Raw genomic sequence first — 25,036 nt, 5'->3', positions numbered from 1 at the left:
ACTTGGATGTAGAGACGCACTATGAGAACAGGAGCGGTTGTTTTGAAGTGGACGACAGGATTATTCGCAGGTATGGGGCTGATGCTCGCCGCCTGCGCCCAGGAGCCCGGCCACGGCGACAACGTCAATGCGCAGGCGTTTGTCGAGTACATGGTGGAAAAGCATGACTTCGACCGCGAAGAACTCCTTGCCCTGATGCGCGAGGCCAAGCTGAAGGAGTCCATTCTCAAGGCGATCAAACGGCCGGCGGAGAAAGCCAAGCCCTGGTATGAATACCGCAAGATTTTCCTGACCCCGCAGAGCATCGCCGGCGGTGTCGATTTCTGGGACAAGAACGCCAAGGCACTGGCGGAAGCCGAGAAAAAATACGGTGTGCCGGCGGAGATGATCGTCGCCATTATCGGCATCGAAACCCGCTACGGCGGCAACATGGGCGGCTACCGGGTGCTGGATGCGCTCGCCACTCTGGCCTTCAATTATCCGCGCCGCTCCGCTTTCTTTACCAAGGAACTGGAAAACTTCCTATTGCTCACCCGCGACCAGGGCATGGATCCCACCGGACTCAAGGGCTCTTACGCCGGTGCCATGGGCTTCGGCCAGTTCATGCCGTCCAGCTACCGCGCTTACGCCGTTGATTTCAACAGCGATGGCCATGTGGATATCTGGACCGATACCGAGGACGCCATCGGCAGCGTCGCCAACTATTTTGCCCGCCACGGCTGGTTACCGCTGGAGCCTGTCGTAGTGCTCGCCAACCCGCGTCCCAATGCGGACATGACCATCGTCAACGACTCCCTGGATACGAACTGGACGGTCGGCGAGCTGGCGGAAAAGGGCTTCCCCACCACCGCTCAGGTGGAACCGGACATGCCCGCCAGCGTGTTTTCGCTGGAGACCGAAAACGGCAAGCAGTACTGGATAGGGCTCAACAATTTTTCCACGATCACCCGCTACAATCGCAGTCGCCTCTACGCCATGGCGGCCTACGACCTGGCGCAGGAGATCGTCAAGGCGCGCGGCGGTCGCTCTTGAATCGACCGTTTTAGAGTTAAGAATAAAGATCAGAGGGGTTCCGTAAATTTGCGGAACCTATATCGTTGTCGATAATCCAACGATTTCAAATTAAATAGACGGCTTCAAATAACAACGGCTTTGGGGGCGGCAGTTTTGCGCCGCACGCCGGGGGGAATCATGTTTCAGTGCAAAGTGCGACTGGGAGTGGTATTGGCCGCTCTCCTACTGGCGGCCTGTAGCGGGCAGCCGACCAAACCCGCCAGGAACACCAGCGTGGATACCATCAAGGACAGCGGCCCGCCGACCCCGGTGGACATGCTGGCGACGCCTGAGCCGACACCGGTGCGCGAGCCCATCGGCCCGGCCGGCAATAAATCCCCCTACAAAGTCAACGGCGTCACCTACAAGGTGCGCAACGACGTCAAAGGCTACAAGGAGCGCGGCCACGCCTCCTGGTATGGCACCAAGTTTCACGGTCGCCGCACAGCAAATGGCGAGGTCTACAATATGTACGCCATGTCCGCCGCGCACAAGACGCTGCCGCTGCCCAGCTACGCCAAGGTGACCAACCTGGAGAACGGCCGCAGCATTATCGTGCGCGTCAACGACCGCGGTCCGTTCGTGCCCGGGCGCATCATCGACCTGAGCTACACCGCGGCGCAGAAACTGGGCTACGTGAACAAGGGCGTGGCGCGGGTGGAAGTGGAAGCACTGGATCCAGCGACACTTCCAACCGCGGGCCAGACCCTGGCGATGGAAAAGGATGTTGCCGCGCGCGAGAGTCTGGCCCAGGATGCGAGTTTCAAACTGCCCGCCAACACCTATTTGCAGGTTGGCGCCTACAGCAACGCCGGCCAGGCCAACAATGTGCGCGCGCAGGTGTCCGCCGTGGTCGACTATCCTGTATCGGTCAGTCCCACTGAGAGCGGCGGCCAGAGGCTGTACCGCGTGCGCATAGGGCCTATAGGCCAGCAGCGCGCCCTGGTTGCTGCACGTGAAACCGTAGAGGAGAACCGCCTGGGACAACCCCAGGTCGTCTATGACTAAACGGCCAGGAGGGCCGTTTGCACAGACGAAGGTCGTCCACGGGACAAGGGGGGTCGGTAAAGGCTCAAATGATTGGAAATCAACGAACACGAGGAATAATGAGACACATAAATATGATCAAACGGATAATTGCCTGCGCTTTCCTGTCACTTTGTGCCGGCCTGGCCCAGGCCCAATCGCTGATTCCCGCACCGCCGCAACTGGCCGCGACGGCCTACCTGTTGCTCGACGCACATACCGGCCAGGTACTGGTGGAGCACAATGCGGACAAGCAGGTACCCCCGGCCAGCCTCACCAAGATGATGACCGCCTATATCGTTTCCGAGGAAATAGAGAAGGGCACCATCAAGGAACAGGACATGGTGCGCATTTCCGAGAAGGCCTGGCGCATGGGCGGCTCGAAGATGTTCGTCAAGGTGGGCAACACGGTGCCCGTCATCGACCTGCTGCGCGGTGTGATCATCCAGTCCGGCAACGACGCCAGCATCGCCCTGGCGGAGCATGTATCCGGCAGCGAGGAGGTGTTCGCTGAGGTCATGAACCAGCAGGCGGAACTGCTGGGCATGCGCGACACTCATTTCGTCAATGCCACCGGCTGGCCGGCGGATGGGCATCTGACCACTGCCCGCGATCTGGGCACCCTGGCCCGCGCGCTGATCGCCGACCACCCGCAGCACTACGACATCTACTCGGAGAAGTACTTCAACTGGGCCGGTATCAACCAGCCGAACCGCAACCGCCTGCTGTGGCGCGATCCGGCGGTGGACGGCATCAAGACCGGTCATACCGAGGAGGCCGGCTACTGTCTGGTGGCGTCCGCGGTGAAGCGCGGTATGCGCCTGATCGCGGTGGTCCTCGGGACCGACAGCGACGAGAAGCGCGCCGCCGAGACCCAGAAGCTGCTCGCCTACGGTTTCCGCTACTTCCAGACCCACAAGGTTTACGGCAAGGACGATGTGCTGCAGACCGAACGCGTCTGGGGCGGCAAACAGCCTGAAGTGGGCATCGCCGTAGAAAAAGACGTATTCGTTACCATACCCCGCGGTGGCGAGGAGAGTATCAAGGCCGACCTGATCATCGACGGCGAACTGGAAGCACCACTGGAGAAAGGGCAGCCGGTGGGCAAAGTCGTGGTGACTCTGGACGGAGAGACGGTCGCGGAGGTCAAGGCCGTTGTCGCCGAGGATGTGGAGGAGGCCGGCTTCTTCAAACGCCTCTGGGATGCCATCAAGCGCTTCGTCATGGGCTTCTTCAGCTGATTTCCCTGCGCCCCTCTCCCATTTATGGGGGAGGGGCCGAGGGGAGAGCGCCAGCCCCTGGGAACGCCGAGCTCCAGCTCGGCAACGGGCCGCAGGCCCGCCGGGCGAACACCAGGTTCGCCCTGCACACCTTCCTCCCTGTCCACTAATCACTCACCACTGTATAATCGCCGCCCGGCCGCGCCCCCGCTGTCACCATGTCTTTCCGCGCGGCCCTGGAGAGTGGTATGAGTCGAGATCCCCAGCCCCCGAAAATCGAGTTCCCGTGCGAAGACTATATGGTCAAGGTCGTCCGCGACGCCGATGACCAGACACACGAGTTCGTGCTGGAAGTCATGCGCAGGCACGCGCCGGGACTCGACGAAGAGCGCATCACCCTGCGCGACAGCAAGAGCGGCAACTTCACCTCCATGACTTTCTATATCGTCGCCACCGGCGAGGAACAGCTACAGGCGCTGTTCGATGAACTCAAAGCGCACCCGTCGGTGCATATGGTGCTGTGATGACGCAGGACAAGACAAAGGTCTGCAACCTCGGCCGGCGGGACTACGAATCCGTGTGGCGGGCCATGTCCCACTACACCGATCGGCGCGATGAACTCAGTGAAGACCAGATCTGGTGTGTCGAGCACGAGCCGGTGTTCACTCAGGGACAGGCGGGCAGGGCGGAGCATCTGCTGAACACCGGTGACATCCCGGTGGTGCAGGTCGACCGCGGCGGCCAGGTTACCTACCACGGCCCGGGCCAATTGGTGGTCTACCCGCTGCTGGACCTGCGCCGCGCCAGAGTGGGCGTCCGCGACCTGGTCACGGCACTGGAAACCGCTACCGCGGCGATGCTGAAGGAATTCGGTATCAGCGCCGCCCCCCGCGCCGATGCCCCGGGCGTCTACCTGACGGAAGGCCCCCGCGCCGGCAACAAGATCGCCTCTATCGGCCTGCGCGTGCGCCGCGGCTGCAGCTTTCACGGCATAGCGATCAATATCGACATGGACCTGGCGCCCTTCCTGCGCATCAATCCCTGCGGCTACGCCGGTATGCAGATGGTGCAGATGGCGGAACTGATAGAGCCGGTTCCGGGCTGGCATCAGGTGGCGGAAATCTTCGTGCGCGAATTGCTGCGCACGCTGGCGCTGCCCGAGGCGGAGTGGCAGCCGCTGGACGAAAATGAATTTGCGCGCTTGCGCGCCCCTGTGCAGGGCAAAGAGGAACAGGAAACAACCAATGGCTGACGACACCAAACTGGACAGTCTCAATCTGGACGGGCCCGATCTGGTACCGGTTAAACGCACCCGCCGCCTGCAGCAGGGCGAGAAGCTGCGCGACGGCGACAAGGTGGAGCGCATTCCGGTGAAGGTGATCGCCAGCGACCAGGTGCTGCGCAAGCCGGACTGGATCCGCGTGAAGGTGCCCGCCTCCAAGGAGGTGGACCGCATCAAGAGCATCCTGCGCTCGCAGAAGCTCGCCACCGTGTGCGAGGAGGCCAGCTGTCCCAACCTGGGTGAGTGCTTCAGCGGCGGTACCGCCACTTTTATGATCATGGGCGAGATCTGCACCCGCCGCTGCCCCTTCTGCGATGTGGGCCACGGCAAGCCGAATCCGCTGGATCCGGAAGAACCGCAACACCTGGCGGAGGCCATCGCCGCGATGGGTCTGCGCTACGTGGTGATCACTTCGGTGGACCGCGACGACCTGCGCGACGGCGGCGCCCAGCACTTCGCCGACTGTATCAAGCGCGCCCGCGAATTGTCGCCGAACCTGCAGGTGGAGATTCTGACCCCGGACTTCCGCGGCCGCATGGAAGTGGCGCTGGATATCCTCGAGGCCGAGGCCCCGGACGTGTTCAACCACAACCTGGAGACGGTGCCGCGCCTCTACCGCGAGTCCCGCCCCGGCGCCAACTACAAGTGGTCGCTGAAGCTGTTGCAGGAATACAAGAAGCGCCGCCCGGACGTGCTGACCAAGTCCGGCCTGATGGTGGGGCTCGGTGAGGAGAAGGAAGAGATCTTCCGGGTAATGGACGACATGCGCGCCCACGATATCGACATGCTGACCATCGGCCAGTACCTGCAGCCGAGCAAGCAGCACCTGCCGGTGCAGCGCTATGTGCACCCGGACGAGTTCGAGGAGTACCGCCGCTATGCCGAACAGATCGGCTTCAAGCACGCCGCCTGTGGCCCGCTGGTGCGCTCCTCCTATCATGCCGACAAGCAGGCACACGGCGAGAAGGTCGGCTGATCCCAGCATAGAAGCTTCGTGAAAGAAAAGGCCGGTGTCTCGCACCGGCCTTTTCCGCTCATTGACACCCATCCTTCCACACTCCGCAAGTACGGTGGCGGCAAAGCACTGGGGCGGGTATTGCAAAATTTACACTAGCCACCCTGCTAGGGTGGGCGAGCCAGTCGAGAAATTTTGCATAATAGCCAATAACATTAACAGCTTGCTTGACTCTCAGAGCGGCTCCCTCATTTCAGACATTCCATCTTGGGTTTCTGCCGCGACTAGCTCGCGGTTTTTTTTGCGCTGTATCGCCAATGTCGGGCAGGGGCGCCCGCTCCTATTGACGATGGTTATATCCAGGCCACTTGTAATTGTTTCTGTTCTTGCCAGTTCGAACTCGACCACCACTCCCTTGGCATCTGCGATGCCTGTACACCCCAAATTGCAGGCTTGATGCCGCACGCAGCTCCGATTGGCGCGGAGCCGTGGGAAGTCTTGGGCAAAATACTCACCCCACCCGTTGCGGGTTGGCGGGAAAAAGTTGGGGGGGAGCATAATAGCCAGCCATAATGTGTGGTTTGAAAGCTTGCAGTGCATGGTTTTGTCATAAGCCAGAGGTATAATTGGCGCACTGAGCCAGGCGCGATATGTGCAAGGTGTTCTGCATCACAAGAATAATTCGGGGGCGCAGGCTGGGTGTTGACCTGGGGTAACAAAAGACAGGACGGCGCCAACTTTGGCATCTGTCAGCAGCGCTACGGCGCGGCTGGCAGGCTCGTTAATGGCCCCGCCCATGATCAATTCAGATGCCATCACGGCGCTAGCGGCGATCCGCGCGACGCGGTGACGGGCTGCGACGGGACGGCCAGTGGCGCTACAGTGGCGCAAAGCGGCCGGACCTGCGCGCTGGAAAATGCGACGAGGGCTCGATGGCGCAGTTGTTGATCGACATCAACATCAACCGTACGAGGGGAACAGTTGAAGGTTGAAGTGCAGAGTATGCAGCCAGACGAGGCTTTGCTCAGAACGGCCCCGCCGCGTCTGCCGGATGCCTTTGTCGGGGGGGCGCGCCTGGACCTGGCGCAAGCGCGCTGGGCCGGCGCCGCCTTGGTGGAAGTGCGCGCGCCGGCGGGTTATGGAAAAACGGCATTACTGGCGCACTGGCGGCGCAGTTGCCTGAGCGCCGGCGAGGTAGTGGCCTGGTTGTCGCTTGACGGCGAGCTGGGCGCAGCCGGATTCGTGCAGGGACTGGCCGCGGCGCTGGCCGCGGGGAGTGGCCGGCGACCCCCGAAAGGGTCGCCGGAGGCACCGCCCGCGCAGGCGATGACCGCGTGGTTGGCCCGGGTGGCCAGCCTCGGTGGCCCGGTGACGCTGATGCTCGACGATATCCACCGGTTGCCGGCGACCGTACTTGATGGCCCGATGGCCTACCTGCTGCACCTGATGCCGGCCAACCTGCGGGTGGTGGTGGCTGGCCGTCCCGCGCGCACCACCTTGGGTGGACTGTGCGATGGCAGGGGTTACGTTCTGCTCAACGAATGTGAGCTCAGACTGACTGCCACAGAGTCGGCGGTGCTTCTGCGGGGCCGTTATGGTGACGCCCTGGATGACGATACCTGTGCGCGGCTGCATGCGATGAGTGAGGGCTGGCCGCTGGGCCTGACGCTGGCAGCCGCGGGCATCGACCGGGCGCCGGGTTGGAGCGAGGCCATAAGCCGAGGCGAGCAGGTGGGCCGCGAGCTCGAGCAGTACTTCCAGCGCATCTTGATCGACAGCTTGGGTCCCGAGATGGATGCGTTCCTAACGAAGCTGGCCATCGTGCGGGATATCCACGCCGACCTGGCCCGGGTGATCACCGGCTCGGCCGATGCGGCCGAGCGCCTGGAGGTCCTGCGCGGGGCGACGCCGGTGCTCTCGCTCGCGCCAGTGGATGGCTGGTACAGGCTGCATGTCTTGGTGCGCACTTTTTTCCGGCAACGCCTCGCGTCCCTGGCGCCGATGCAGCGGCGGGCGTTGCACGCGAGTGCCGCGCAGTGGTTCGCCCAGGCACACCAGTACGCAGAGGCCGCGCATCACGCGCGGGAGGCAGGGTGCGAGGAGTTATTGCGAAGCACCCTCTCGCAGGCGCTGTATGCGAGCGTTGCGCAAGGCAGCATCGCGGCGGTGCGCGCTTGGGACGGGGCACTGCTCGATCAGTGCTTGCGGCAGGATGAGCAGCTGTGCCTGACGCTGTGCCTGACGCTGGCCTATTCGACGGAAGCGGATCTTGTGCCGGCGTGGGTGGGGCCGATCCGCCAGCGTTCGCAGCCGGGGAGCGTGGCGTGGCGGCAAGCAGGTGCGAGCCTGGCCGCGGTGGCTGCGGTGCGGGATCGGCTCGACGAATGTGAGCAACTGATGAATATCCCGGCTGCTGCGCCGGAGGCCGGCGCCGGGGCGCTTCCCGACCGCGTTCACGCATCGGAGGCCGCGACCCAGGCGTATCTGGCCCTGCACCAAGGGCGTGTGGAGGCGGCGCGTCTTATATTGGAGCGGGTTCGTACCCCAGCGCATACCCCGGGGCGCGAGGCAATTCAGCGGATCTGCGACCATATGTACGCGAGGACTTACCTGTGGGAAGGCCGTCCGCGCGAGGCGGCGCGCTACGCCCGGGCGGCACTGGAAGAATGCGAAACGGCCTTGCCTCGGCGCAGCCAGCATGCCACCGCGCTGGCCAGTGTGCTGGCGGCCGCGCTGTGGGAGCAGGGGGACGATGGAGATCAGGTGGCGATGCTGCTCGCGGACCGGCTCGACCTGTTCGAGCTCGGCGGCCCGATGACAGCGGTCAACGCTTTCGTCACGGCGGCGCAGTTGGCGTGCGAACGCGGCGAACACCTGCGCGCGGAGAGCTTGCTGTGGCGGCTGGCCGAGTTGGGCCGCATGCGGGGCCAGCCGCGGCTGGAGCTGACCGCGTTGCGCTACCACGTGCAATTCCAGGCACAGCTCGGACATGAGAGTGCCTGTAGCAGGCTTATCAGAGAAATTGAGACGGTTGCGGCGCGTGCGGACCGGTCCGGCCTATTGGCGCACTTGTTGGAGCTGCAGGTGGCACTGGCGCGCGCCCACGCCTCCTTGGCGCGCAAGGAGTGGCGCGACCTGCAGGCCCAGGCGAGCATCGCCGAAGCGCTGGCAGTGATGCTGGGCCGTGTCGGCGATGTTGCGCGAGCTAAGGCGCTCACGGCGCTGGCATTGTGCCGGCTTGGGCAGGACGAGTCCGCGACCTTGGCCGAGGCATACCATCTGGTGGATACGCGGGGGCTCCAACGGCTGCGCGACGAGATGACGGATGCGTTCAGTTTTCCGGTCCTCCGGAGGGCTCAGCCCGCTCAGGCCCCGCTTATGGCGGGCAATAGTCTGACCCGTATCCGCGTTACCCCCAGCAGTTTGCTGACCCCGAAAGAGGGCGACATCCTGCTGTTGCTGGCGCGAGGATTGACGAACAAGCAGATCGGGCTGGCACTGGACTGCAGCGATCAGACGGTCAAATGGCATCTGCAGAATCTGTATACAAAATTTGCGGTGGGCCGGCGGAAGCATCTGGTCGAGCGGGCCCAGATGCTTGGCATCATTGAAATTGAAGGCTGAATAAACAGGCGGGCAAGAGGATGACCAATATATTGTCGTATCGTCCTGGGGATGTTGCGGATCAGCACGTCATTTGCATCGTGGATGACAACCCAGTGGTGCTCGCGCACATCGGGGGCATGCTGCGGCGGGCGAACCTGGGCAATGTCGCCGTCTTCGCGGATCCGGGGCAGGCCCTGGCCTACTGCCTCGCCGATCCGCCCGACGTGATACTGCTCGACTACCGTATGCCCCGCATGGATGGTTTGGCGTTTCTGCGGGCGTTGGACTCGTGCCACACCCGCCCGGCGGTGTTGATGTTCAGTGGTTTCGACTTGGAGCCATTGAGGGCGCCCGCCTATAGTGCCGGCGCAGTCGATGTTCTGCCCAAGTCAGTGAGGGGCGAGGAAGTGGTGATGAAGGTGCGCAACCTGATAGCGTGTAGAACCAGGCGGTGGAGCCATTGTGGAGACGGTCGCGGCGCCGCTGAGCGCGAGCTGCTCACCTCTCCGAAACTCAGCTGAGCAGCTCATCCGGGTTCGTGCTGTACCACTGCGAATACTGGAATGGGGCAGGTCACCCTCGGAGGCTGCGCGGCGAGGAGATCCCGGTCAGAGATTATCATGAACCGCTTCGGTGACGCCTTCGAGTGTGCGCCCGAAGCCCAACACCTTGAGGAACAAAAAAATTGAGCCGTTCTACGAAAGATGATCAGGTTCCGGAAAACAAATCCCTGGTTAGCGTCGGCGGTGCCGCCACGCTTCTGGGGGTTTCCAGAGCCACGGTGCAGCGCTTGGTCGACCAGAATCAATTGCAGGGCATGCGCACTTTAGGCGGCCATCGGCGAATTCTGATCTCGTCGCTAACCCAGTACCTTACCCAACATGGTGCGCCCCAAAGAGCGACCGGCACATCCCGATTGAAGGTACTGATCGCCGAGGACAACCTCACCATGCAGCATGCGTATGATCTTCGGCTGGGGCGAGAGATGCCGCAGGTCGATTGGATGCTGGCGCGCGACGCTGTCGAAACCCTGCTCATCATAGAGCGCAATCGCCCACATGTGTTGATCGTCGACCTGGTGATGAAGCCCTTCGATGGCTTTCACCTGATCAACCAGATTTATCGGCGCCCCGAGTTTTCCGACATCAGCATCATTGTCGTAACGGCATTGGACACTGCCGAAATTGCCGCCCGCGGAGGCCTTCCCCCCAGTATCCCGTGCTTGTCGAAGCCAGCCCCGTGGGAGCGCTTGTTCGGTTACCTGGAAGCGCACTTCCAGTTGCGGTTCAGAAAACAGTTGGACGAGGCTTGGCTGTCGCAGAATGGCTTTGCTCACGATGAGATAAACGCGCCCGGGAAGGGGTTGAGGCAATGGGCTACGGAGGGAGATCTATGAGCGATCTTATTATCGATCTGGAGGCCCTGCAGGCGCAGTATGGCATAGACAAGGCGGCCATTGGCTCGCTGATTCGGGTATTTTTCAAGCAGGTGCCCAACATGATCGGTGCGCTCGAATCCAGCGCCGATGCGCCGGAGGCGGAGGCGTTCGCGTCGGCATGCCACGAGATCGCCACGTCGCTGGCTATCGTTGGCGCCACGTCACTGTCGGAGCAGATCCGGCAAATGGAGCATGGGTTACGCCGAGGCGCCTCGATCGATCGCCTGGCAGCTGCTCAGTCGATCGACGCGGACCTCCACCGTGTCGCGCAGCGTCTCGCCCAGATTAAGGACGATTTGGCTGGCAAGCCCTGTACGGATGGGGCCGGAATTGAAGCCCCAAAGCCCTCCCTCAGCGCGTTCTAAACGCGTTCTAAGGGACCCAAGGTGCTCAATGAGAAATTGGACACTGCCAGTTGCACACCTCCCCCTGTCGATAGTAACCCCGTGAAGAGCGTTTCCAAGGATAACTTCCTACCGTCGTTGTTGTTTGCCGATGTGATGCCTGCCGGAAATGCCAATCCGCGTCAGGAATTGGAGTATGCATGTTAAGCCTGATTTCATTTTTGAGACCGATAGCCACTGAACGGCGACCGAAACCCATTTGGCTGGCAGTGATAAGCCTGTTGCTGCCCAAAGTCTCGATGGCCGAGGCGAAGTTGGCCAGTGGCAAGACACCGGCCTTCTGGCTGATCTCGTCTCCGGTTTTCGCGGGTGTTGTCGGTTTGCTGCTCGCGGTGGCCTTGATCGGCTCGAGTTGGTTTCACTTTCGATCGGCGAACAAGCGATCAGATTCCTGGCTATCCGATCGCGGTGGTCGAGTTTATGGCGTCACCTCAGCCGTGCTGCTGTTCTTGCTCGCATCGATGTTTGTGGTCGGTTCCGCACAGTCCCGACTTGAAAAAGAACTTCAAAACAGTATTGGATTGACGCTAAAGGCGGTCAATGACGGGGTTTATCTTTGGCTGGATTTGTGGAAGAAAGGCCATGCCAGTGACATGGCGGAACTATTGGATATTCCAGAATATCAGCAACGGTTACAGACACTGGTTCGTGAGCTGCAAGACCGTCCATCACCTTCGCCGCCCGGCGTCGAGGAAATGGTGCGGACATTTGATATCGTCTATCCCGACAACAGTTCCAGCGGGTTTGGCATTTTTTTGCCAAATGGCCACTCCTTTCGGCACGGTCTCTGTGCAGAGCAAAACCTATCGATATTTCTTCAGGACAATCCGGGCCTGCTCAGCCGCGTGTTTTCAGGAGAGCGTCTGTTTTCGAAGGTCAGTTACGCGCGAACCGTAGACTTGAACGGTGGCAATGGATATCGGTTTGATAAGCCGCTCCTACATTATTTTATTCCTCTATACGGTCCTCAGGGGGACGTGGTAGCCGCCTACGGTCACTGCTTTAACCTCACTACCAGTCTGTCAGCGATTGGCCGCTCCGGACGAGTGGGTGAGAGTGGAGAAACCTATTTCATCGATCATAATGCGCGCTTCTTGACCGAGGGGCGATTTCTGAATCACTCCGAATGGCCGTCTGATTGGTTCGGCAACCCGGATAGCATGGTAGGTGTCAGGGCGCTGGATCCTGGCGACCAACGACTGCAGACTTCCAAAACTGAAGGCCATCCACAGGCGGGGCTATTGACCTATGCTGCGGAGCAATTGCTGCAAGGTCGCAGCGGAATGAACGTCAATGGTTATAACGACTACCGCGGCGTTCCGGTGATCGGGATTTGGCACAACTTCCATGAGCTTGGTATCGGTGTCATTACTGAAATCGATCAATCCGAGGCACTGGCGCCCTACCTCCGCAACCGCCGCATGATTTGGCTTGCATTCGGAGGTGTGATTGGTCTGTCTCTGATTCTGACCATGATCGTCCTGCTGAGTGGAAGACGAACACGCCGCCAGCTGGCGGATCAGGTACGTGCCCAGACTCGCGAATTGAGTGCCAGTGTCGAACGTTTCCGAATTTTGTTTGAGGCAGCACCGCAGGCGTATTTGCTGTTTGAAAGCCAGCATCTCGTCGATTGTAATCAGATGGCGGTGACGCTGTTCGGCTTTGAATGCAAAAGTAACCTGTTGTCCCTGCAGCCGATAGACCTGTCGCCGCTGGAACAGCTTGATGGGCAAGGCACAACTTTGCAGTTATTCGAGCAAATAGTGGCCGCAGAGCGCGAAGGTTGTGCCGAATTCAGCTGGCTGTGTGTCCGTGCCAATGGTGAAACATTTCCGGCGACTGTTGCACTAACGGCTATTGCGCTCGATGGCCGCCCGCACTTGTTGGCGATGGTGCATGATTTGACTGACATTCGTCGAGCGCATGCGAAACTGGAACAGGCCAATTTCTATAGTGATGTAGCGCTCAGCCTCACCAAGTGTGGCTTTTGGCGATACGATTACGGCGATCCGCAACACTATTACTTATCGCCACAAGCGGCGGCCATTCTTGGCGAAACGACGCATCCGGATGGTCGCTATCAATTGCATGGCGAATGTCATAGGCGCATCTGTCACGCCGCCCCGGCGATTTCGAAATCCGTTCGCCAGGCTTTTGCAGATGTACTGCGCAATCGGGCATCCGGTTTTGATGAGCAGTTCCAGTATTGTCGACCAGCTGACGGCAAGGTGATCTGGTTGCGCTGTGTCGGCAAGGTCGTGCGTGAAAATCAGGGACGGCTGCGGTCTCTATACGGTGTCTATCAGGATATCACCGCACAGAAACATCAGGAGATCGAGGCCGAACAGTGCCGGCAGAGGCTGGTGAACTTTTTCGATTTTTTGCCATATGGCGCCATGCTGCTAGATAGAAATGGTTATCTGCGGATTGCGAATCAGAAAGCAGAAGAGATTTTACAGATTCCGAGTAATCGCGATAGCAGTTGGAGTCCGAATGATCAGGACTGGAACTTTTACAGTCCCGACTGTGTGCCGTTGGCGCACCATGAAAATCCGATACAGTTGTTGCAGGGCGGCAAACAGGAGCTGCGCAACTTGGAGGTACTGATTTCCAGGGGGGCAGGACAGTTTGCCCACCTGCTGCTATCAGGCACGGTACAAGACGAGTTGAGTGGCGGCGGTATCGTACTCGTTTTTGAAGATATTACCGAACGAAAACGCGTTGAAGAAGAGGTGAATAGGGGTAGAAACCTACTGCGCACCATCATCGATAACATTCCCAGTGCCGTAGTTTTGAAAGATCGCGATGGCCGTTATTTGATTGCCAACGCTTACTGTGAGCAGTTGATCGATTTCCCGGTCGAACAGTTGCTCGGGAAAAACGATCGGGAAGTACTCGGGCCGGACGTCGGCGCCAGAATCATGGCCGGCGATCAGGCAGTAATGGCATCGGCGCAGCCGAGTAGCTTCGAAGAACAGTTTCTGCACCCGGATGGTACCGAGCATCAGTACTGGACCACCAAGGTGCCGTTAATTGACAGCCATGGACAGGTGTATGCTCTGGCAGCCATCGCCACTGATGTCACGGAGCGTTTTCAGTTCGAGCAGGAGCTGTTGCATGCGAAAGAGGTGGCTGAACAAGCAACATCCACCAAGTCGAAATTTCTGGCCAACATGTCCCATGAAATTCGTACGCCCATGAATGCGATCATTGGTATGACTCGCCTGGCGCTGCAAACGGAATTGAGCGCTAAGCAACAGAACTATGTGGAAAAGATCAGCCACTCGGCCGAAATCCTGCTCGACCTGGTCAATGGGATTCTCGACTTTTCTAAAATCGAAGCAGGGAGGCTCGATCTGGAAAACGTGGAATTTAGCCTCGATAAGGTGCTCAATGACTTGGCAAGCATAGTCGGGCTCAAAGTTGAGGAAAAAGGCCTGGATTTCTTGTTTCGCATCGAGAGAAACCTTCCGGCTCGTTTGATCGGTGATCCGCTGCGTCTGGGCCAGATACTGATCAATCTTGTTTCAAATGCGGTGAAATTTACCGAGCCGGGGGGTGTGATCACTGTTGCTGTGTCCATGGCAAGTCAGAATGACACCAGAGTCAAACTGAAATTCAGTGTTCAGGATACCGGTATCGGTATAGCCGAGGCTCAGAAGAGTAAACTGTTCCAGGCGTTTTCTCAGGCCGATGGTTCTACCACGCGACGATATGGCGGCAGCGGTCTCGGTCTGGTAATCAGTAAAAGTCTGGTCAGTATGATGGGCGGCGAGATCTGGTTGAGTAGCACCATCGGCGAGGGTTCGACATTTTATTTTACCGCCGAGTTCGACTGGGTTGCAGTTGAGCGCGAGTCTGAAGCGAATGTCGACGTAGGTCCAGTGAGGATTCTACTGCTCGAGAGCAACGACAGACGCCGGGAGTATCTCTCCGAGATGCAGGACAACTTCCAATTTGTGGTTGATGCCGTGGTCGACGTGCCGGAGGCGATACAGCGAGCGGTTCAAATGGCAAGTGAGGATTCTCCGCCGCAGCTGTTGCTGGTCGATTGGAAAACCGATGGCGACAATGCGCTCAAGGCCATCGCAGCGCTTCGCAATCTGCCCGCATTGGCATCGCTGCCGGTCGTAATAGTCACTGAGGGGCGAAGCGCTGGTGCTGACGAACCGCAGTTGGCGGATATCGACAATAAAGCCTGCCTTGCCGAGCCGATAACGCGTTCGGCACTGCTGGATGCTGTTCGCGTGGCGATGGGTAAATCGGCCGTTCAAAAACACGTGAACAATCAGGCTGGCCCCGGCAGCGAGGATCTGGCGAAATTGCGTCATGCCCGCATCCTGCTGGTCGAGGACAATGAGATCAATCAGGAACTTATGCGCGAGATCCTGATCAATCAACAGATGGCGGTGTGTATTGCCAGTAACGGGCAAGAGGCTCTTGACTTGCTCGTCGAGCAGTCCTTTGACGGCGTTTTAATGGACTGCCAGATGCCGGTTATGGATGGCTACACTGCCGCGCGGCTCATTCGCCAGCGGCTGCAGCTGCAGGATCTTCCTGTATTGGCGCTCACCGCAAATGCCATGGCGGGTGATCGAGAAAAAGTCCTCGCCGCCGGTATGAACGATCACATTGGGAAACCTATTCGCCTGGCAGAGCTGTTCAGTACTATGGCCCGTTGGATAACGCCGGGGGTAAGGGAAAATCGGACGCAGTCCGCCGATATGATCTCACCGCCTGAGGCCGATGTCCGCGACTAAGTGCAATTCCGGCCCAGCTCGGTGGCAATTGGCTAAGGGGCGGCCTGCAGCTGTGTCAAGGCGGGGCTTCGTTATATCCAGAAATCCTTGGCTCAGAAGCGAAGGTTTATCAATCGGTTCCACGATCCCCACTTCGTTCCTGGCAAAGTGGGGGATTGCTGACCTTGAATGTTTTCAGCAGATGCGGCTTCAGATCTGCAGCCTGCCAAAGCTGGCGAGCCAGACAGGTCGCCATGCCCACACTGGAGTGCGTGGCCTCGTGGGGAACAGCGCCCATTGTCAGCTTGAGGGCGCGATGCACTGATTCTCCATCAATCACCGACGGACGCCCTGGTCCCGCCCGAGCGGGCAATCCGCTTGATCCGGATTCCGCCAACCGCGTTTTCCACTTGGGGACTGTTTTGCGCGAAGCCCGCTGAGCGGCAGCCACCTCCGTCACCGGTACCTCCTGAAAGCGCCTGAATCATCTTTGCACGGGTGATCTGTCTTTGCGCTAGCGAAGTGTTGCGAATCCAGCGTTCCTGCCAGCCCTCTCTGTGAGTTTATTTGAGGAAATCCTATCATCCCACCCGTAATCGGTGGGAGATGCGGGTTCGAAACTTTGCATAATAACCGTGAGAGGTTTGTGCAATTCTCGAAGTGGCTCCTTTTCCATCCAGGCTTTTAGCCGCGCCTAAACGTGGCTTTTTTTCTGAGCTGTATGGCCTCTGCCGGCCAGAGATGCCCCCTCAATCTTTACCGGGACGCATTTCTGTCCACGCCCTCAAGCCTGAGCGCGGCCTACACAGAGACTTTGTGCGCATATTTATTGTGTGCTGGAGCGAAGAGTCATCCCGGAGCGGTAAGTGAGCACAAAGGGAGCTCCACGCGCCACATATTCTCGACGGCCAATTGAAATCCACCGGGCTGCAGATTGAAAAGAGCAGGTGGCGAACCAGGGAAAGACTGGTGGCCGAGATGGAACCAGGAAGCCTGCGCTATGAGGTATGGGAAGTTTGTGGTTTGTATGCTGTTTTGTATGGGCGTGGTCCTGCCTGTCACCACCTGGGGTGTCGAAAGCAATGTCAGCGCCTCTGCCTCGGCGCGTATCACCCTCCGCATTCCTTCCCGGGTGCAGCTGCGCCAGACCGATAACCCGGCCAGCGACCAGCTGTGCGTCAGCCGAATACCGGCGAGCAGCTACTACCTGACCGTTTGGGACATGGGAACACAGGCAGAGAAGCCGAAGCGCCTGTCGGGCCAGCCCGGTAATCACTGTATCCAGGTGTCCGCATCCCGCGAGGGCAAAATGGTGCTGATAGTGGCCGAGTAGCGATTTGCCCCTATTGGGGCGCGGAAAAACTGTGGCATTACCGCTATGCCGATCCCCTAAGCGCTGAAGAGAATCGCTACTGGCCCGGCCGCCACTGGCTGCCGTGTTCATGGACAGGATCTTCGTCCACCGGGATGACTCCCCCAACGCGCTCGGCGCTACATGCTCCGCCCCTGCTTGCTTGCGGCTTTCGGTGAGCCTTGGCGCAGGCCGGTCTGGCGGTCAATGGCAGGTGCAGGTCTGGCACTTCGCCGCCTTGTCTCGCCTGCCGACGCTAATACTGTCCGCCGAACACTCGAAGTCGACATTGAAGTCGCACGCCTCCACCTTGCAGGCGCCGACGCCCGCGGCGCGGTGGCTGCGCGTGTGGGTGGAGTTGGCAAAATAGGTGTCGCAGCCGGGGTTGTCGCCATCGCCGACGGTAATGGCGCGCGCGTGGCAGTTGTTGTCGGTGTTGTAGGCACAGGTGGAGACCGTGCACTGGGCGACTTCCGGCATGTCGGTGGCGATTATCATAGCGGACCTCGCTAAACAGTCTGGCTTATACGAGCCTAGTTCAGCGGGGTCGCTTGTCAATTGAGCCACTCGGGAGCGGCAATTATTTCCGCTCACCCCCACGGAACTGAATGCTCAGCGGGGATCAGCCAGAAGGACAAAAGGGCTGGTTCAGTGCCTGGTATAGGTCTGGCAGTTGGCTGTACCGGCAGAGGCGCCCACCTGAATACTGTCGGCGGTGCACTCGAAATCCCGGTTGTGGGTGCAGTCCTCGATCTTGCAGGCGCCCACGCCGGCAGTGCGGCTGCTGCGGGTGTGCTTGTTGCTGTCGAAATAGGTGTCGCAGTCCGGGTCCGCGCCCTCGCCGATGGTGATGGCGCGCGCGTGGCAGGCGTCATCGGCGTTGTAGGCGCACTGACTGACAACACACTTGGCGACTTCGGGCATATCGGTCGCGATGATCATGGCTGAGTTCTCTCGAGTTGGGGCTTTTACGTTCGAGCCTAGTTCAGCCCCGCCCCATGTCAATGCAGCACTGACACCGACGATTCGCTAATGGCGGCCGCATCATGCGTCGGGTATAAAGATCACTTACGCGTCACAACCCGATGCGCGGAGTGAACGAATGATCGGCAAGCCCTATCTGTTGTTTTTTGCCCTCGCCTACGTGGCGCTGCTGTTTGCGGTGGCCTGGCGTGCGGAGCATCGCAAACAGTGGCTGCTGCGCTACCGCCCGCAAATTTACGCACTGACGCTGGCGGTCTACTGCAGCTCGTGGACCTTCTTCGGCGCTGTCGGCCAGGCGGTTTCCAGTACCTGGAGTTACCTGCCGATCTATCTCGGCCCGATGCTACTGTTCCTGTTCGGCGGCGCTTTTCTGCGCAAGCTGATGCTGGTGAGTGAGCGGCAGAAGGTGACCTCTATCGCCGACTTTATCGGCTGCCGCTATGGCAAGAGTCAGGGGCTGTCGGCGCTGGTGACGCTGCTGGCCATCGTGGGCAGCCTGCCCTACATAGCGCTGCAGCTGCGGGCGGTGACCATGGCTTGGGACACCGTGGGCGCCGGCAGCGAGTCCGGCGGCTGGGTCGGTCTCGACACGGCCTTCGCCACCGCCCTGCTGATGGTGGTGTTCGCGATGCTTTTCGGCACCCGTCACCTGGAGGGGCGCGAGCGCAACCGCGGCGTGGTGGCGGCCATCGCGCTGGAGTCCGTGGTCAAGTTACTGGCCTTTGCCGCTGTGGCCGCAATGGCCGGTTGGTTGCTGGTGGCCGGCGAGCGCTATGCGACCGTCGAACTGTACCTGGATCCACTGATTCCCGATGCCAATTTTCTCACCCAGACACTTTTGGCCACCGCGGCCATCATCTGCCTGCCGCGCCAGTTCCATATGGCAGTGGTGGAATTTCAGGACCAGCGCGAGCTGCGCACTGCGCGCTGGCTGCTGCCATTGTATCTGGGGTTCTTTTCACTGCTGATTTTGCCTATCGCCCTCGCCGGGCAGCCGATGCTGGCGCAGGGGCTGCTGGATCCGGATGGGCTGGTTCTGACACTGCCAATGGCGAACGGCAGCAGTGGCCTGGCGCTGCTGGCCTATATCGGCGGATTCTCGGCGGCCACCGGCATGGTGATCGTCGCCGCTGTGACCCTGGCGGTGATGATCTCTAACGAACTCGTGGCGCCGCTGTGGCTGTTCCTGAGCCGCTTCACATCGCTGTCGGCTGCGTCATTGGGCAATCACCTACGCCTGATCCGCCGACTCAGCATTTTGCTGTTACTGATGCTGAGTTGGGGCATGCACAAGGCGATCACCGGGGTAGTACCGCTGGCTTCCATCGGCCTGCTGTCGTTTGCCGCCGCGGCGCAGCTGGCGCCGGCGCTGATCGGTGCCATCTACTGGCGCCGCGCCCACCGGTTTGGTGTGCTGGCCGGACTAGTGGCCGGCTATGGGCTTTGGTTCTACTGCCTGGTGTTCCCCGCGCTGTATCCTCAGCACCAGCTACTGTCGCAGGGCTTGTTGGGCCAGTCCTGGCTGCGGCCGGAGCACCTGCTGGGCCTCGGCGGGCAGGATGCGCTGAGCCACGGTGTTTTCTGGAGCCTGCTGGCGAATGTGCTGCTGTTTATCGCCGTATCCTTGCTGAGTCGTCAGCAGACGCGCGACCGCCGTCAGGCGGAGGCCTTCGTCGAGTTGTCGGAACTGGACGGCGGCGCGAATCTGGAGTTGAGCGGGATCCAGGTGGGGCAGCTGAAGAGCCTGATGCAGCCGTTTGTCGGTCGCAAACGGCTGGAACAGATCTGGAACGGTTTCGAGCGGCGCAGCCAGCAGCGTCTGCTGGCGGACGACGCGGCGCCGCGCTTTGCGGTGCAGGAGGCGGAAAGCGTCCTTGCCGGCATTATCGGTTCCGCCACCGCCCACCAGGTCATTGACCTGCTGCAAGCCAACCGGCCGTTTCAGCTGGAAGACATAGCGAGGCTGGTAGACGGTACTTCGCAAAAGCTGCGCTTTTCCCAGGAACTGCTGCAGACCACCGTGGAGACCATCAGCCAGGGCATCAGCGTGGTGGACGCGGACCTGCGTCTGGTGGCCTGGAACCAGCACTATATCGAGCTGTTCGATTACCCGGAGCGGCTGCTCTACATCGGCTGCCCGGTGGAAAAACTGTATCGGCACAATGCCGAGCGCGGCCTCTACGGCGACAATGCCGATCTCGAGGCAGAGGTCCAGCGGCGCCTGGAGTTGCTGCGTCACGGCAGTGCACACCGCTTCGAGCGCAGGCTGCCGAACGGCAGCATCGTCGAGGTGCGCGGCACCCCAATGCCCGGCGGCGGCTTCGTGACCACATTTACCGATATCAGCGACTACCGCGCGGCGGTGGACGCACTGGAAGAAAACCAGCGCACGTTGGAAGAGCGGGTGGAACAGCGCACGGCGGAACTGCTGCAGAGCAACGAGGCGCTGCAGGCGGAGAACCGCCGTCGCGCCGAGGTGGAGGGGCAGATGCGCGAGCTGCATGCTGCCAAGACCCGCTTTCTCGCCCACACCAGTCACGACCTGTTGCAGCCGATCAATGCCGCGCGGTTGTTTATCGCCTCGGCGCAGCAGAAGGCGGCGCGCAGCGCCTGGGAGGAGACCCTGGAGGATATCGGCCATATCGACAGTGCACTCAATACCGCCGAGCACCTGATCGGCGCACTGCGCGAGATCAGCCGGCTGGACGGCGGCAACCTGACCCCGCGGCGCGAGCACTTCCCGGTGGCGGAGCTGCTCGATGCGCTTACCGCGGAGTTCCAGGCGATTGCGGCCAGTCGCGGCCTGCAGTTGCGCTACCGCCCCAGCAGTCTCTGGGTCCACAGCGACCGGCACCTGCTGCGCCGAATCCTGCAGAATTTCCTCAGCAACGCGCTGCACTACACCAGTCGCGGCAAGGTACTCCTCGGCGCGCGCAGGCGCGGAGGGGAGTTTGGAGAAGAGCTGGAAATCCAGGTCTGGGATACCGGTCCCGGCATTGCGCCCGCGGCGCAGGCGCAGATTTTTGACGAGTTCGTGCGCCTGACATCCGCGGAGGGTCCGGCCGACAAAGGCCTGGGGCTGGGACTCGCGATCGCGAAACGAAGTGCGGAGCTGCTGCAGCACCCGATTGCGGTGCAGTCGTGTCCGGGACGCGGGGCGATGTTCTCTATCCGTATACCGCTGGGCGTGGCGGCCAGGGCCGAGCAGCCGAAGCCACCACCGCAAATCGCCGGAGCCGACCTGTCGGGCATCCGGGTGCTGTGTATCGACAACGAGGAGTCGATACTGCGCGGTATGCAGAGCCTGCTGAGCGGCTGGGGGTGCCGGGTAACGGCGGTCCGGTCACTGCGGGAGGCGCTGGCCACCTGGCCCAGTGAGCTGCCGCCGCAACTGGTGATCGTCGATTACCACCTCGACTGCAACGAGACGGGGATCGCGGCGCTGGATGGACTGTATCAGCGCTGGGGACAGCCGCTGCCGGGCATTCTGATCAGTGCGGATATTTCCGAACAGGTACGCGATGCCGCCGTCGCACGCGGATGCTTTTATCTCTCCAAACCGGTCAAACCGGCGGCACTGCGCAACCTGGTGCGGCGGCTGGCGCGGCGGCCGGCAGTGGCAGTTGAGTTTTAGCGAATTGTTTGCATTCGGCCCGTATGCAGGCTGGGTCAGGTGTGGTCCGGTGGCGGCAAAGCACCGGGGATTGTATTTCGAAAACGCATGAATATGTCCCTGCAGCTCCGTCTGCGCCGTCCCTGCGCAGACGGTTTCGAAATACAGACCCCCGGCATTTTGCCTTCGATTCTGGGTGCACGACTCTGTAAGCAAAAACGGACAAACACGAAGCTCGCCCCGGCAAATCAGTGAAGAAATCAGACGTGCGCGGGCGCGTGCTTCGGTGGCGGCGTGAACTGTCCGGGCGGTTCGACATCCAGGCTGCCGAGTGCCAGCACCGCCTGGGTGCGGGAGCTGACGTCCAGTTTGCGGAACAGCGCCGTCAGGTGCGCCTTGACCGTCGCCTCGGTGACATTCATTTCATAGGCGATCTGCTTGTTCAGCAGGCCTTCGGCGAGCATCGTGGCGACGCGGAACTGCTGTGGCGTCAGCGATGCGACCACATCGGCCACGGACAGGTCGGAGGACGCCGCCGCACACTGTTCAGCCACGCCCCGCAGCAGCCAGATTTCGCCAGCCAGTACCTGCCGCAGCGCGGTGGTGATCGTTTCCACCGGTGCCGACTTGGGCAGAAAACCGCAGGCGCCGTAATCGATCGCGCGGCACATCACCTCCGGCTTTTCGTTCGCAGATACCACCATCACCGGCAGTTCCGGATACTGGCCATTGAGAAAGATCAGGCCGCTAAATCCCCGCGTGCCGGGCATGTGCAGATCCAGTAACAGCAGGTCGCAATCACCGTGTTCGGCCACGCAGCGCTGCAGGCTGTCCATATCCTCCGCCTCGTACAGCTCGGCACCCGGAAATGCCTGGGTAATGGACTGGCGCAGGGCGCTGCGAAACAGTGGGTGGTCGTCAGCGATAATGAACTTGTGCACCGCTTTATCGGTATTCGAGTGCATGGTTATCGCTCCCTCATCATCAATGGTCTCCCTCGACCCGCACGCAGGCCGGCGAGAGTGAGTGCGTACACACATTATATTTTTATCAGTGTACGCCGATATTGTGAGTGATTCTTATTGTTTCTTGCTATCGAACACGGCTAAACGTCACCGCCGTTGACGGGCGATGCCGCTTCTGCTGTCAAAACCCGCCGTGTGCGCCGCGGCACACGGCAAACTGCGCTCAGGCCGTCTGTGCCAGCTCGGCGTGATTGTCGATCAACTGCCGTACCACCGACGGGTCCGCCAGGGTGGAGATATCGCCCAGCTGGTCGCACTCGTCGGCGGCGATCTTGCGCAGAATGCGGCGCATGATCTTGCCGGAGCGGGTCTTCGGCAGCCCCGGCGCCCACTGGATTACGTCCGGAGTGGCGATGGGGCCTATTTCACTGCGCAGCCAGTTGCGCAGTTGCTGGCGCATCTCCTCGCTGGGCTCCATGTGGCTGTTCAGGGTAACGTAGACGTAGATACCCTGGCCCTTGATGTCGTGGGGGAAGCCCACCACCGCCGCCTCGGCGACTGCCTCGTGAGCGACCAGCGCGCTCTCCAGCTCGGCAGTGCCCATGCGGTGGCCGGACACATTGAGTACGTCATCCACGCGCCCGGTAATCCAGTAGTAGCCGTCGGTATCGCGGCGCGCGCCGTCACCGGTGAAGTACATACCGGCGAAGGTGCCGAAGTAGGTGTCGATAAAGCGCTGGTGATCGCCGAACACCGTGCGCATCTGCCCGGGCCAGCTGTCCAGCAGCACCAGATTGCCCTCGGCCGCGCCGTCGAGAATATTGCCGTCGTTGTCGACCAGCGCCGGCTGCACGCCAAGGAAGGGGCGGGTGGCGGAGCCGGGTTTGAGGGCGGTGGCGCCCGGCAGCGGGGTCAGCATGGCGGCGCCGGTTTCGGTCTGCCACCAGGTGTCGACGATGGGGCAATGGCCGCGGCCGAAGGTGCGGTGAAACCACTTCCACGCCTCGGGGTTGATCGGCTCGCCGACGGTGCCCAGCAGGCGCAGGCTGGAGAGGTCGGCGCCTGCCACCGGCTTGTCGCCCTCGGCCATCAGCGCGCGAATCGCGGTCGGGGCGATGTAGAGAATCTCGATCTTGTGATCGTCGATGATCTGCGCCACGCGGGTCGCGTCGGGGTAATTCGGTACTCCTTCGTACATCACGGTGGTGGCGCCGTTGGCCAGCGGACCATAGATGATATAGGAGTGACCAGTGACCCAGCCGATATCGGCGGCACACCAATAGCGCTCGCCGCGGCGGTAATCGAAGACGTATTCATGGGTCAGGGAGGCGTAGGTCAGATAGCCGCCACCGGTGTGCAGCACCCCCTTGGGTTTACCGGTAGAGCCGGAGGTATACAGGATAAACAGCGGGTCCTCCGCGTTCATTTCCGCAACCGGGCAGTCGACACTCTGTTGCGCCACCAGCTCACCGTAGTCAGTGTCGCGCCCCGGGTGCCAGGTGACCTTGTCGCTGGTGTAACCGACCACCACCACTTTGTCGACGGAAGTCTCCTGGCACAGCGCGATGGCCTTGTCGACGTTCTCCTTCAGTACCACCGAGCGGCCGCCGCGCACGCCGGCATTCGCGGTGATCACGACGCGGGAGTTGCCGTCGTCCATACGCCCGGCCAGGGCCTCGGGCGAGAAGCCGGCGAATACCACCGAGTGAATGGCGCCGATGCGCGCGCAGGCCAGCATGGCCACCGCTGCTTCCGGGATCATCGGCATATAGATGGTGACCACATCGCCTTTCCGCACACCGATCGACTTGAGGCCGTTGGCAAAGCGGCATACGTCCCTGTGCAGCTCACGGTAGCTGATCTCCCGCGAAACACCCGGTTCGTCGCCTACCCACAGGATGGCGGTGCTGTCGCCGTGCTCGGTTAGGTGGCGGTCGAGGCAGTTGGCGGCGACATTCAGGCTGCCGTCCGCGTACCAGCGGATATGCAGGTCGTCCTTGGCGAAGGACACATCCTTCACCTGACTGTAGGGCTTGATCCAGTCGAGCCTCTGGCCCTGTTCGCGCCAGAAACCCTCGTTGTCCTCGATGGAGCGGTGGTATAGCTCGAGGTACTGCACTTCATTCAGCAGAGACTTGTCGGCGTAGTGCTGCGGGACGGGATAGACGGATTGCTCAGACACGTTAGGCCTCATCATCTTGCCAGTTCTTGTATATCGCATTCTGCAATCCTCCCGCAGTTGCGCGTATTAGACAAAAGTCGAAACGGAGGAAAGGGGGACTTAGACATTGGTCTAAAGAGCGGCAAATATAGACCAATGGTTAATTCCAAAGTGGTGTCCAACAGGCTTTTATCGTCGGCGGCAAAGCAGTATTTCGACAACTAGCGCTCGGAGGGAGC

At 60.8% G+C, this 25,036-nt stretch carries 17 protein-coding genes; 13 read left to right on the top strand and 4 right to left on the bottom strand.

The genetic code is table 11. The annotated features are described in order from the left end of the window. Nucleotides 1-21: 21 nt before the first annotated feature. The 12 genes from mltB (at nucleotide 22) to RRF64_RS07490 (ending at nucleotide 17,056) form a co-directional block, all read left to right on the top strand. The gene (mltB, locus tag RRF64_RS07545) at nucleotides 22-1,032 is read left to right on the top strand and encodes a lytic murein transglycosylase B (RefSeq protein ID WP_422732611.1); all 1,011 of its coding nucleotides are present in this window, start codon (nucleotides 22-24) and stop codon (nucleotides 1,030-1,032) included. A gap of 186 nt (nucleotides 1,033-1,218) precedes the next feature. Next, nucleotides 1,219-2,061: a septal ring lytic transglycosylase RlpA family protein gene (locus RRF64_RS07540; protein WP_323845605.1), complete on the top strand. Its 843-nt coding sequence runs from the start codon at nucleotides 1,219-1,221 to the stop codon at nucleotides 2,059-2,061. A gap of 113 nt (nucleotides 2,062-2,174) precedes the next feature. Beyond that, complete coding sequence (locus RRF64_RS07535) at nucleotides 2,175-3,320, top strand: D-alanyl-D-alanine carboxypeptidase family protein (protein WP_323845218.1); 1,146 nt, start codon at nucleotides 2,175-2,177, stop codon at nucleotides 3,318-3,320. 227 nt (nucleotides 3,321-3,547) lie between these two features. Continuing rightward, nucleotides 3,548-3,823, top strand: a complete 276-nt coding sequence (locus RRF64_RS07530) for an HP0495 family protein (protein WP_323845217.1) — start codon at nucleotides 3,548-3,550, stop codon at nucleotides 3,821-3,823. Further along, the gene (gene lipB, locus RRF64_RS07525; protein ID WP_323845216.1) at nucleotides 3,823-4,551 is read left to right on the top strand and encodes a lipoyl(octanoyl) transferase LipB; all 729 of its coding nucleotides are present in this window, start codon (nucleotides 3,823-3,825) and stop codon (nucleotides 4,549-4,551) included. The genes RRF64_RS07530 and lipB overlap by 1 nt, the downstream gene beginning before the upstream one ends. Continuing rightward, nucleotides 4,544-5,557: a lipoyl synthase gene (gene lipA / locus RRF64_RS07520; RefSeq protein WP_323845215.1), complete on the top strand. Its 1,014-nt coding sequence runs from the start codon at nucleotides 4,544-4,546 to the stop codon at nucleotides 5,555-5,557. The genes lipB and lipA overlap by 8 nt, the downstream gene beginning before the upstream one ends. Before the next feature lie 960 nt (nucleotides 5,558-6,517). Further along, nucleotides 6,518-9,160, top strand: coding sequence for a LuxR C-terminal-related transcriptional regulator (locus RRF64_RS07515; protein WP_323845214.1), 2,643 nt, complete (start codon nucleotides 6,518-6,520; stop codon nucleotides 9,158-9,160). A 20-nt stretch (nucleotides 9,161-9,180) separates the two neighbouring features. Then, the gene (locus RRF64_RS07510) at nucleotides 9,181-9,663 is read left to right on the top strand and encodes a response regulator (RefSeq protein WP_323845213.1); all 483 of its coding nucleotides are present in this window, start codon (nucleotides 9,181-9,183) and stop codon (nucleotides 9,661-9,663) included. Nucleotides 9,664-9,827: 164 nt separating this feature from the next. Next, on the top strand, nucleotides 9,828-10,538 hold the full coding sequence (locus RRF64_RS07505) for a response regulator (protein WP_323845212.1): 711 nt from the start codon (nucleotides 9,828-9,830) through the stop codon (nucleotides 10,536-10,538). Then, a complete protein-coding gene (locus RRF64_RS07500) occupies nucleotides 10,535-10,945 on the top strand; it encodes an Hpt domain-containing protein (RefSeq protein ID WP_323845211.1) in 411 nt (136 codons plus the stop codon). Before RRF64_RS07505 ends, RRF64_RS07500 begins: the two co-directional genes overlap by 4 nt. 179 nt (nucleotides 10,946-11,124) lie before the next feature. After that, nucleotides 11,125-15,744, top strand: a complete 4,620-nt coding sequence (locus RRF64_RS07495; RefSeq protein ID WP_323845210.1) for a PAS domain-containing hybrid sensor histidine kinase/response regulator — start codon at nucleotides 11,125-11,127, stop codon at nucleotides 15,742-15,744. A gap of 1,006 nt (nucleotides 15,745-16,750) precedes the next feature. Next, nucleotides 16,751-17,056 carry a hypothetical protein gene (locus RRF64_RS07490; RefSeq protein WP_323845209.1) on the top strand — a complete coding sequence of 102 codons (306 nt, stop codon included), beginning with the start codon at nucleotides 16,751-16,753 and terminating at the stop codon, nucleotides 17,054-17,056. A gap of 222 nt (nucleotides 17,057-17,278) precedes the next feature. Here RRF64_RS07490 and RRF64_RS07485 read toward each other — a convergent pair whose 3' ends face one another. Further along, nucleotides 17,279-17,572, bottom strand: a complete 294-nt coding sequence (locus RRF64_RS07485) for a DUF1540 domain-containing protein (RefSeq protein WP_323845208.1) — start codon at nucleotides 17,570-17,572, stop codon at nucleotides 17,279-17,281. A 150-nt stretch (nucleotides 17,573-17,722) separates the two neighbouring features. Further along, the gene (locus tag RRF64_RS07480) at nucleotides 17,723-18,016 is read right to left on the bottom strand and encodes a DUF1540 domain-containing protein (protein ID WP_323845207.1); all 294 of its coding nucleotides are present in this window, start codon (nucleotides 18,014-18,016) and stop codon (nucleotides 17,723-17,725) included. A 160-nt stretch (nucleotides 18,017-18,176) separates the two neighbouring features. On the opposite strand from RRF64_RS07480, the gene RRF64_RS07475 reads away from it, so the two are divergent. Continuing rightward, the gene (locus RRF64_RS07475; protein WP_323845206.1) at nucleotides 18,177-21,692 is read left to right on the top strand and encodes a hybrid sensor histidine kinase/response regulator; all 3,516 of its coding nucleotides are present in this window, start codon (nucleotides 18,177-18,179) and stop codon (nucleotides 21,690-21,692) included. Between the two features lie 239 nt (nucleotides 21,693-21,931). Here RRF64_RS07475 and RRF64_RS07470 read toward each other — a convergent pair whose 3' ends face one another. Both RRF64_RS07470 and acs read right to left on the bottom strand, forming a co-directional pair. Further along, complete coding sequence (locus RRF64_RS07470; protein ID WP_323845205.1) at nucleotides 21,932-22,636, bottom strand: response regulator transcription factor; 705 nt, start codon at nucleotides 22,634-22,636, stop codon at nucleotides 21,932-21,934. Nucleotides 22,637-22,859: 223 nt separating this feature from the next. Then, the gene (gene acs, locus RRF64_RS07465; RefSeq protein ID WP_323845204.1) at nucleotides 22,860-24,818 is read right to left on the bottom strand and encodes an acetate--CoA ligase; all 1,959 of its coding nucleotides are present in this window, start codon (nucleotides 24,816-24,818) and stop codon (nucleotides 22,860-22,862) included. Nucleotides 24,819-25,036 lie beyond the last annotated feature (218 nt).

The organism is Microbulbifer magnicolonia, from assembly GCF_035117725.1.
In the GTDB taxonomy this organism is placed as follows: domain Bacteria; phylum Pseudomonadota; class Gammaproteobacteria; order Pseudomonadales; family Cellvibrionaceae; genus Microbulbifer; species Microbulbifer magnicolonia.
Note: the sequence above shows the minus strand (reverse complement) of the source record. Positions and strands in the feature narration are given on the sequence as shown.

What these genes read in the sequence shown, in the direction of transcription:
- mltB (WP_422732611.1), top strand. Translation starts at nt 22, where the DNA reads ATGAGAACAGGAGCGGTTGTTTTGAAGTGGACGACAGGATTATTCGCA.
- RRF64_RS07535 (WP_323845218.1), top strand. Translation starts at nt 2,175, where the DNA reads ATGATCAAACGGATAATTGCCTGCGCTTTCCTGTCACTTTGTGCCGGC.
- RRF64_RS07530 (WP_323845217.1), top strand. Translation starts at nt 3,548, where the DNA reads ATGAGTCGAGATCCCCAGCCCCCGAAAATCGAGTTCCCGTGCGAAGAC.
- lipB (WP_323845216.1), top strand. Translation starts at nt 3,823, where the DNA reads ATGACGCAGGACAAGACAAAGGTCTGCAACCTCGGCCGGCGGGACTAC.
- lipA (WP_323845215.1), top strand. Translation starts at nt 4,544, where the DNA reads ATGGCTGACGACACCAAACTGGACAGTCTCAATCTGGACGGGCCCGAT.
- RRF64_RS07510 (WP_323845213.1), top strand. Translation starts at nt 9,181, where the DNA reads ATGACCAATATATTGTCGTATCGTCCTGGGGATGTTGCGGATCAGCAC.
- RRF64_RS07500 (WP_323845211.1), top strand. Translation starts at nt 10,535, where the DNA reads ATGAGCGATCTTATTATCGATCTGGAGGCCCTGCAGGCGCAGTATGGC.
- RRF64_RS07495 (WP_323845210.1), top strand. Translation starts at nt 11,125, where the DNA reads ATGTTAAGCCTGATTTCATTTTTGAGACCGATAGCCACTGAACGGCGA.
- RRF64_RS07490 (WP_323845209.1), top strand. Translation starts at nt 16,751, where the DNA reads ATGCTGTTTTGTATGGGCGTGGTCCTGCCTGTCACCACCTGGGGTGTC.
- RRF64_RS07485 (WP_323845208.1), bottom strand. Translation starts at nt 17,572, where the DNA reads ATGATAATCGCCACCGACATGCCGGAAGTCGCCCAGTGCACGGTCTCC.
- RRF64_RS07480 (WP_323845207.1), bottom strand. Translation starts at nt 18,016, where the DNA reads ATGATCATCGCGACCGATATGCCCGAAGTCGCCAAGTGTGTTGTCAGT.
- RRF64_RS07475 (WP_323845206.1), top strand. Translation starts at nt 18,177, where the DNA reads ATGATCGGCAAGCCCTATCTGTTGTTTTTTGCCCTCGCCTACGTGGCG.
- RRF64_RS07470 (WP_323845205.1), bottom strand. Translation starts at nt 22,636, where the DNA reads ATGCACTCGAATACCGATAAAGCGGTGCACAAGTTCATTATCGCTGAC.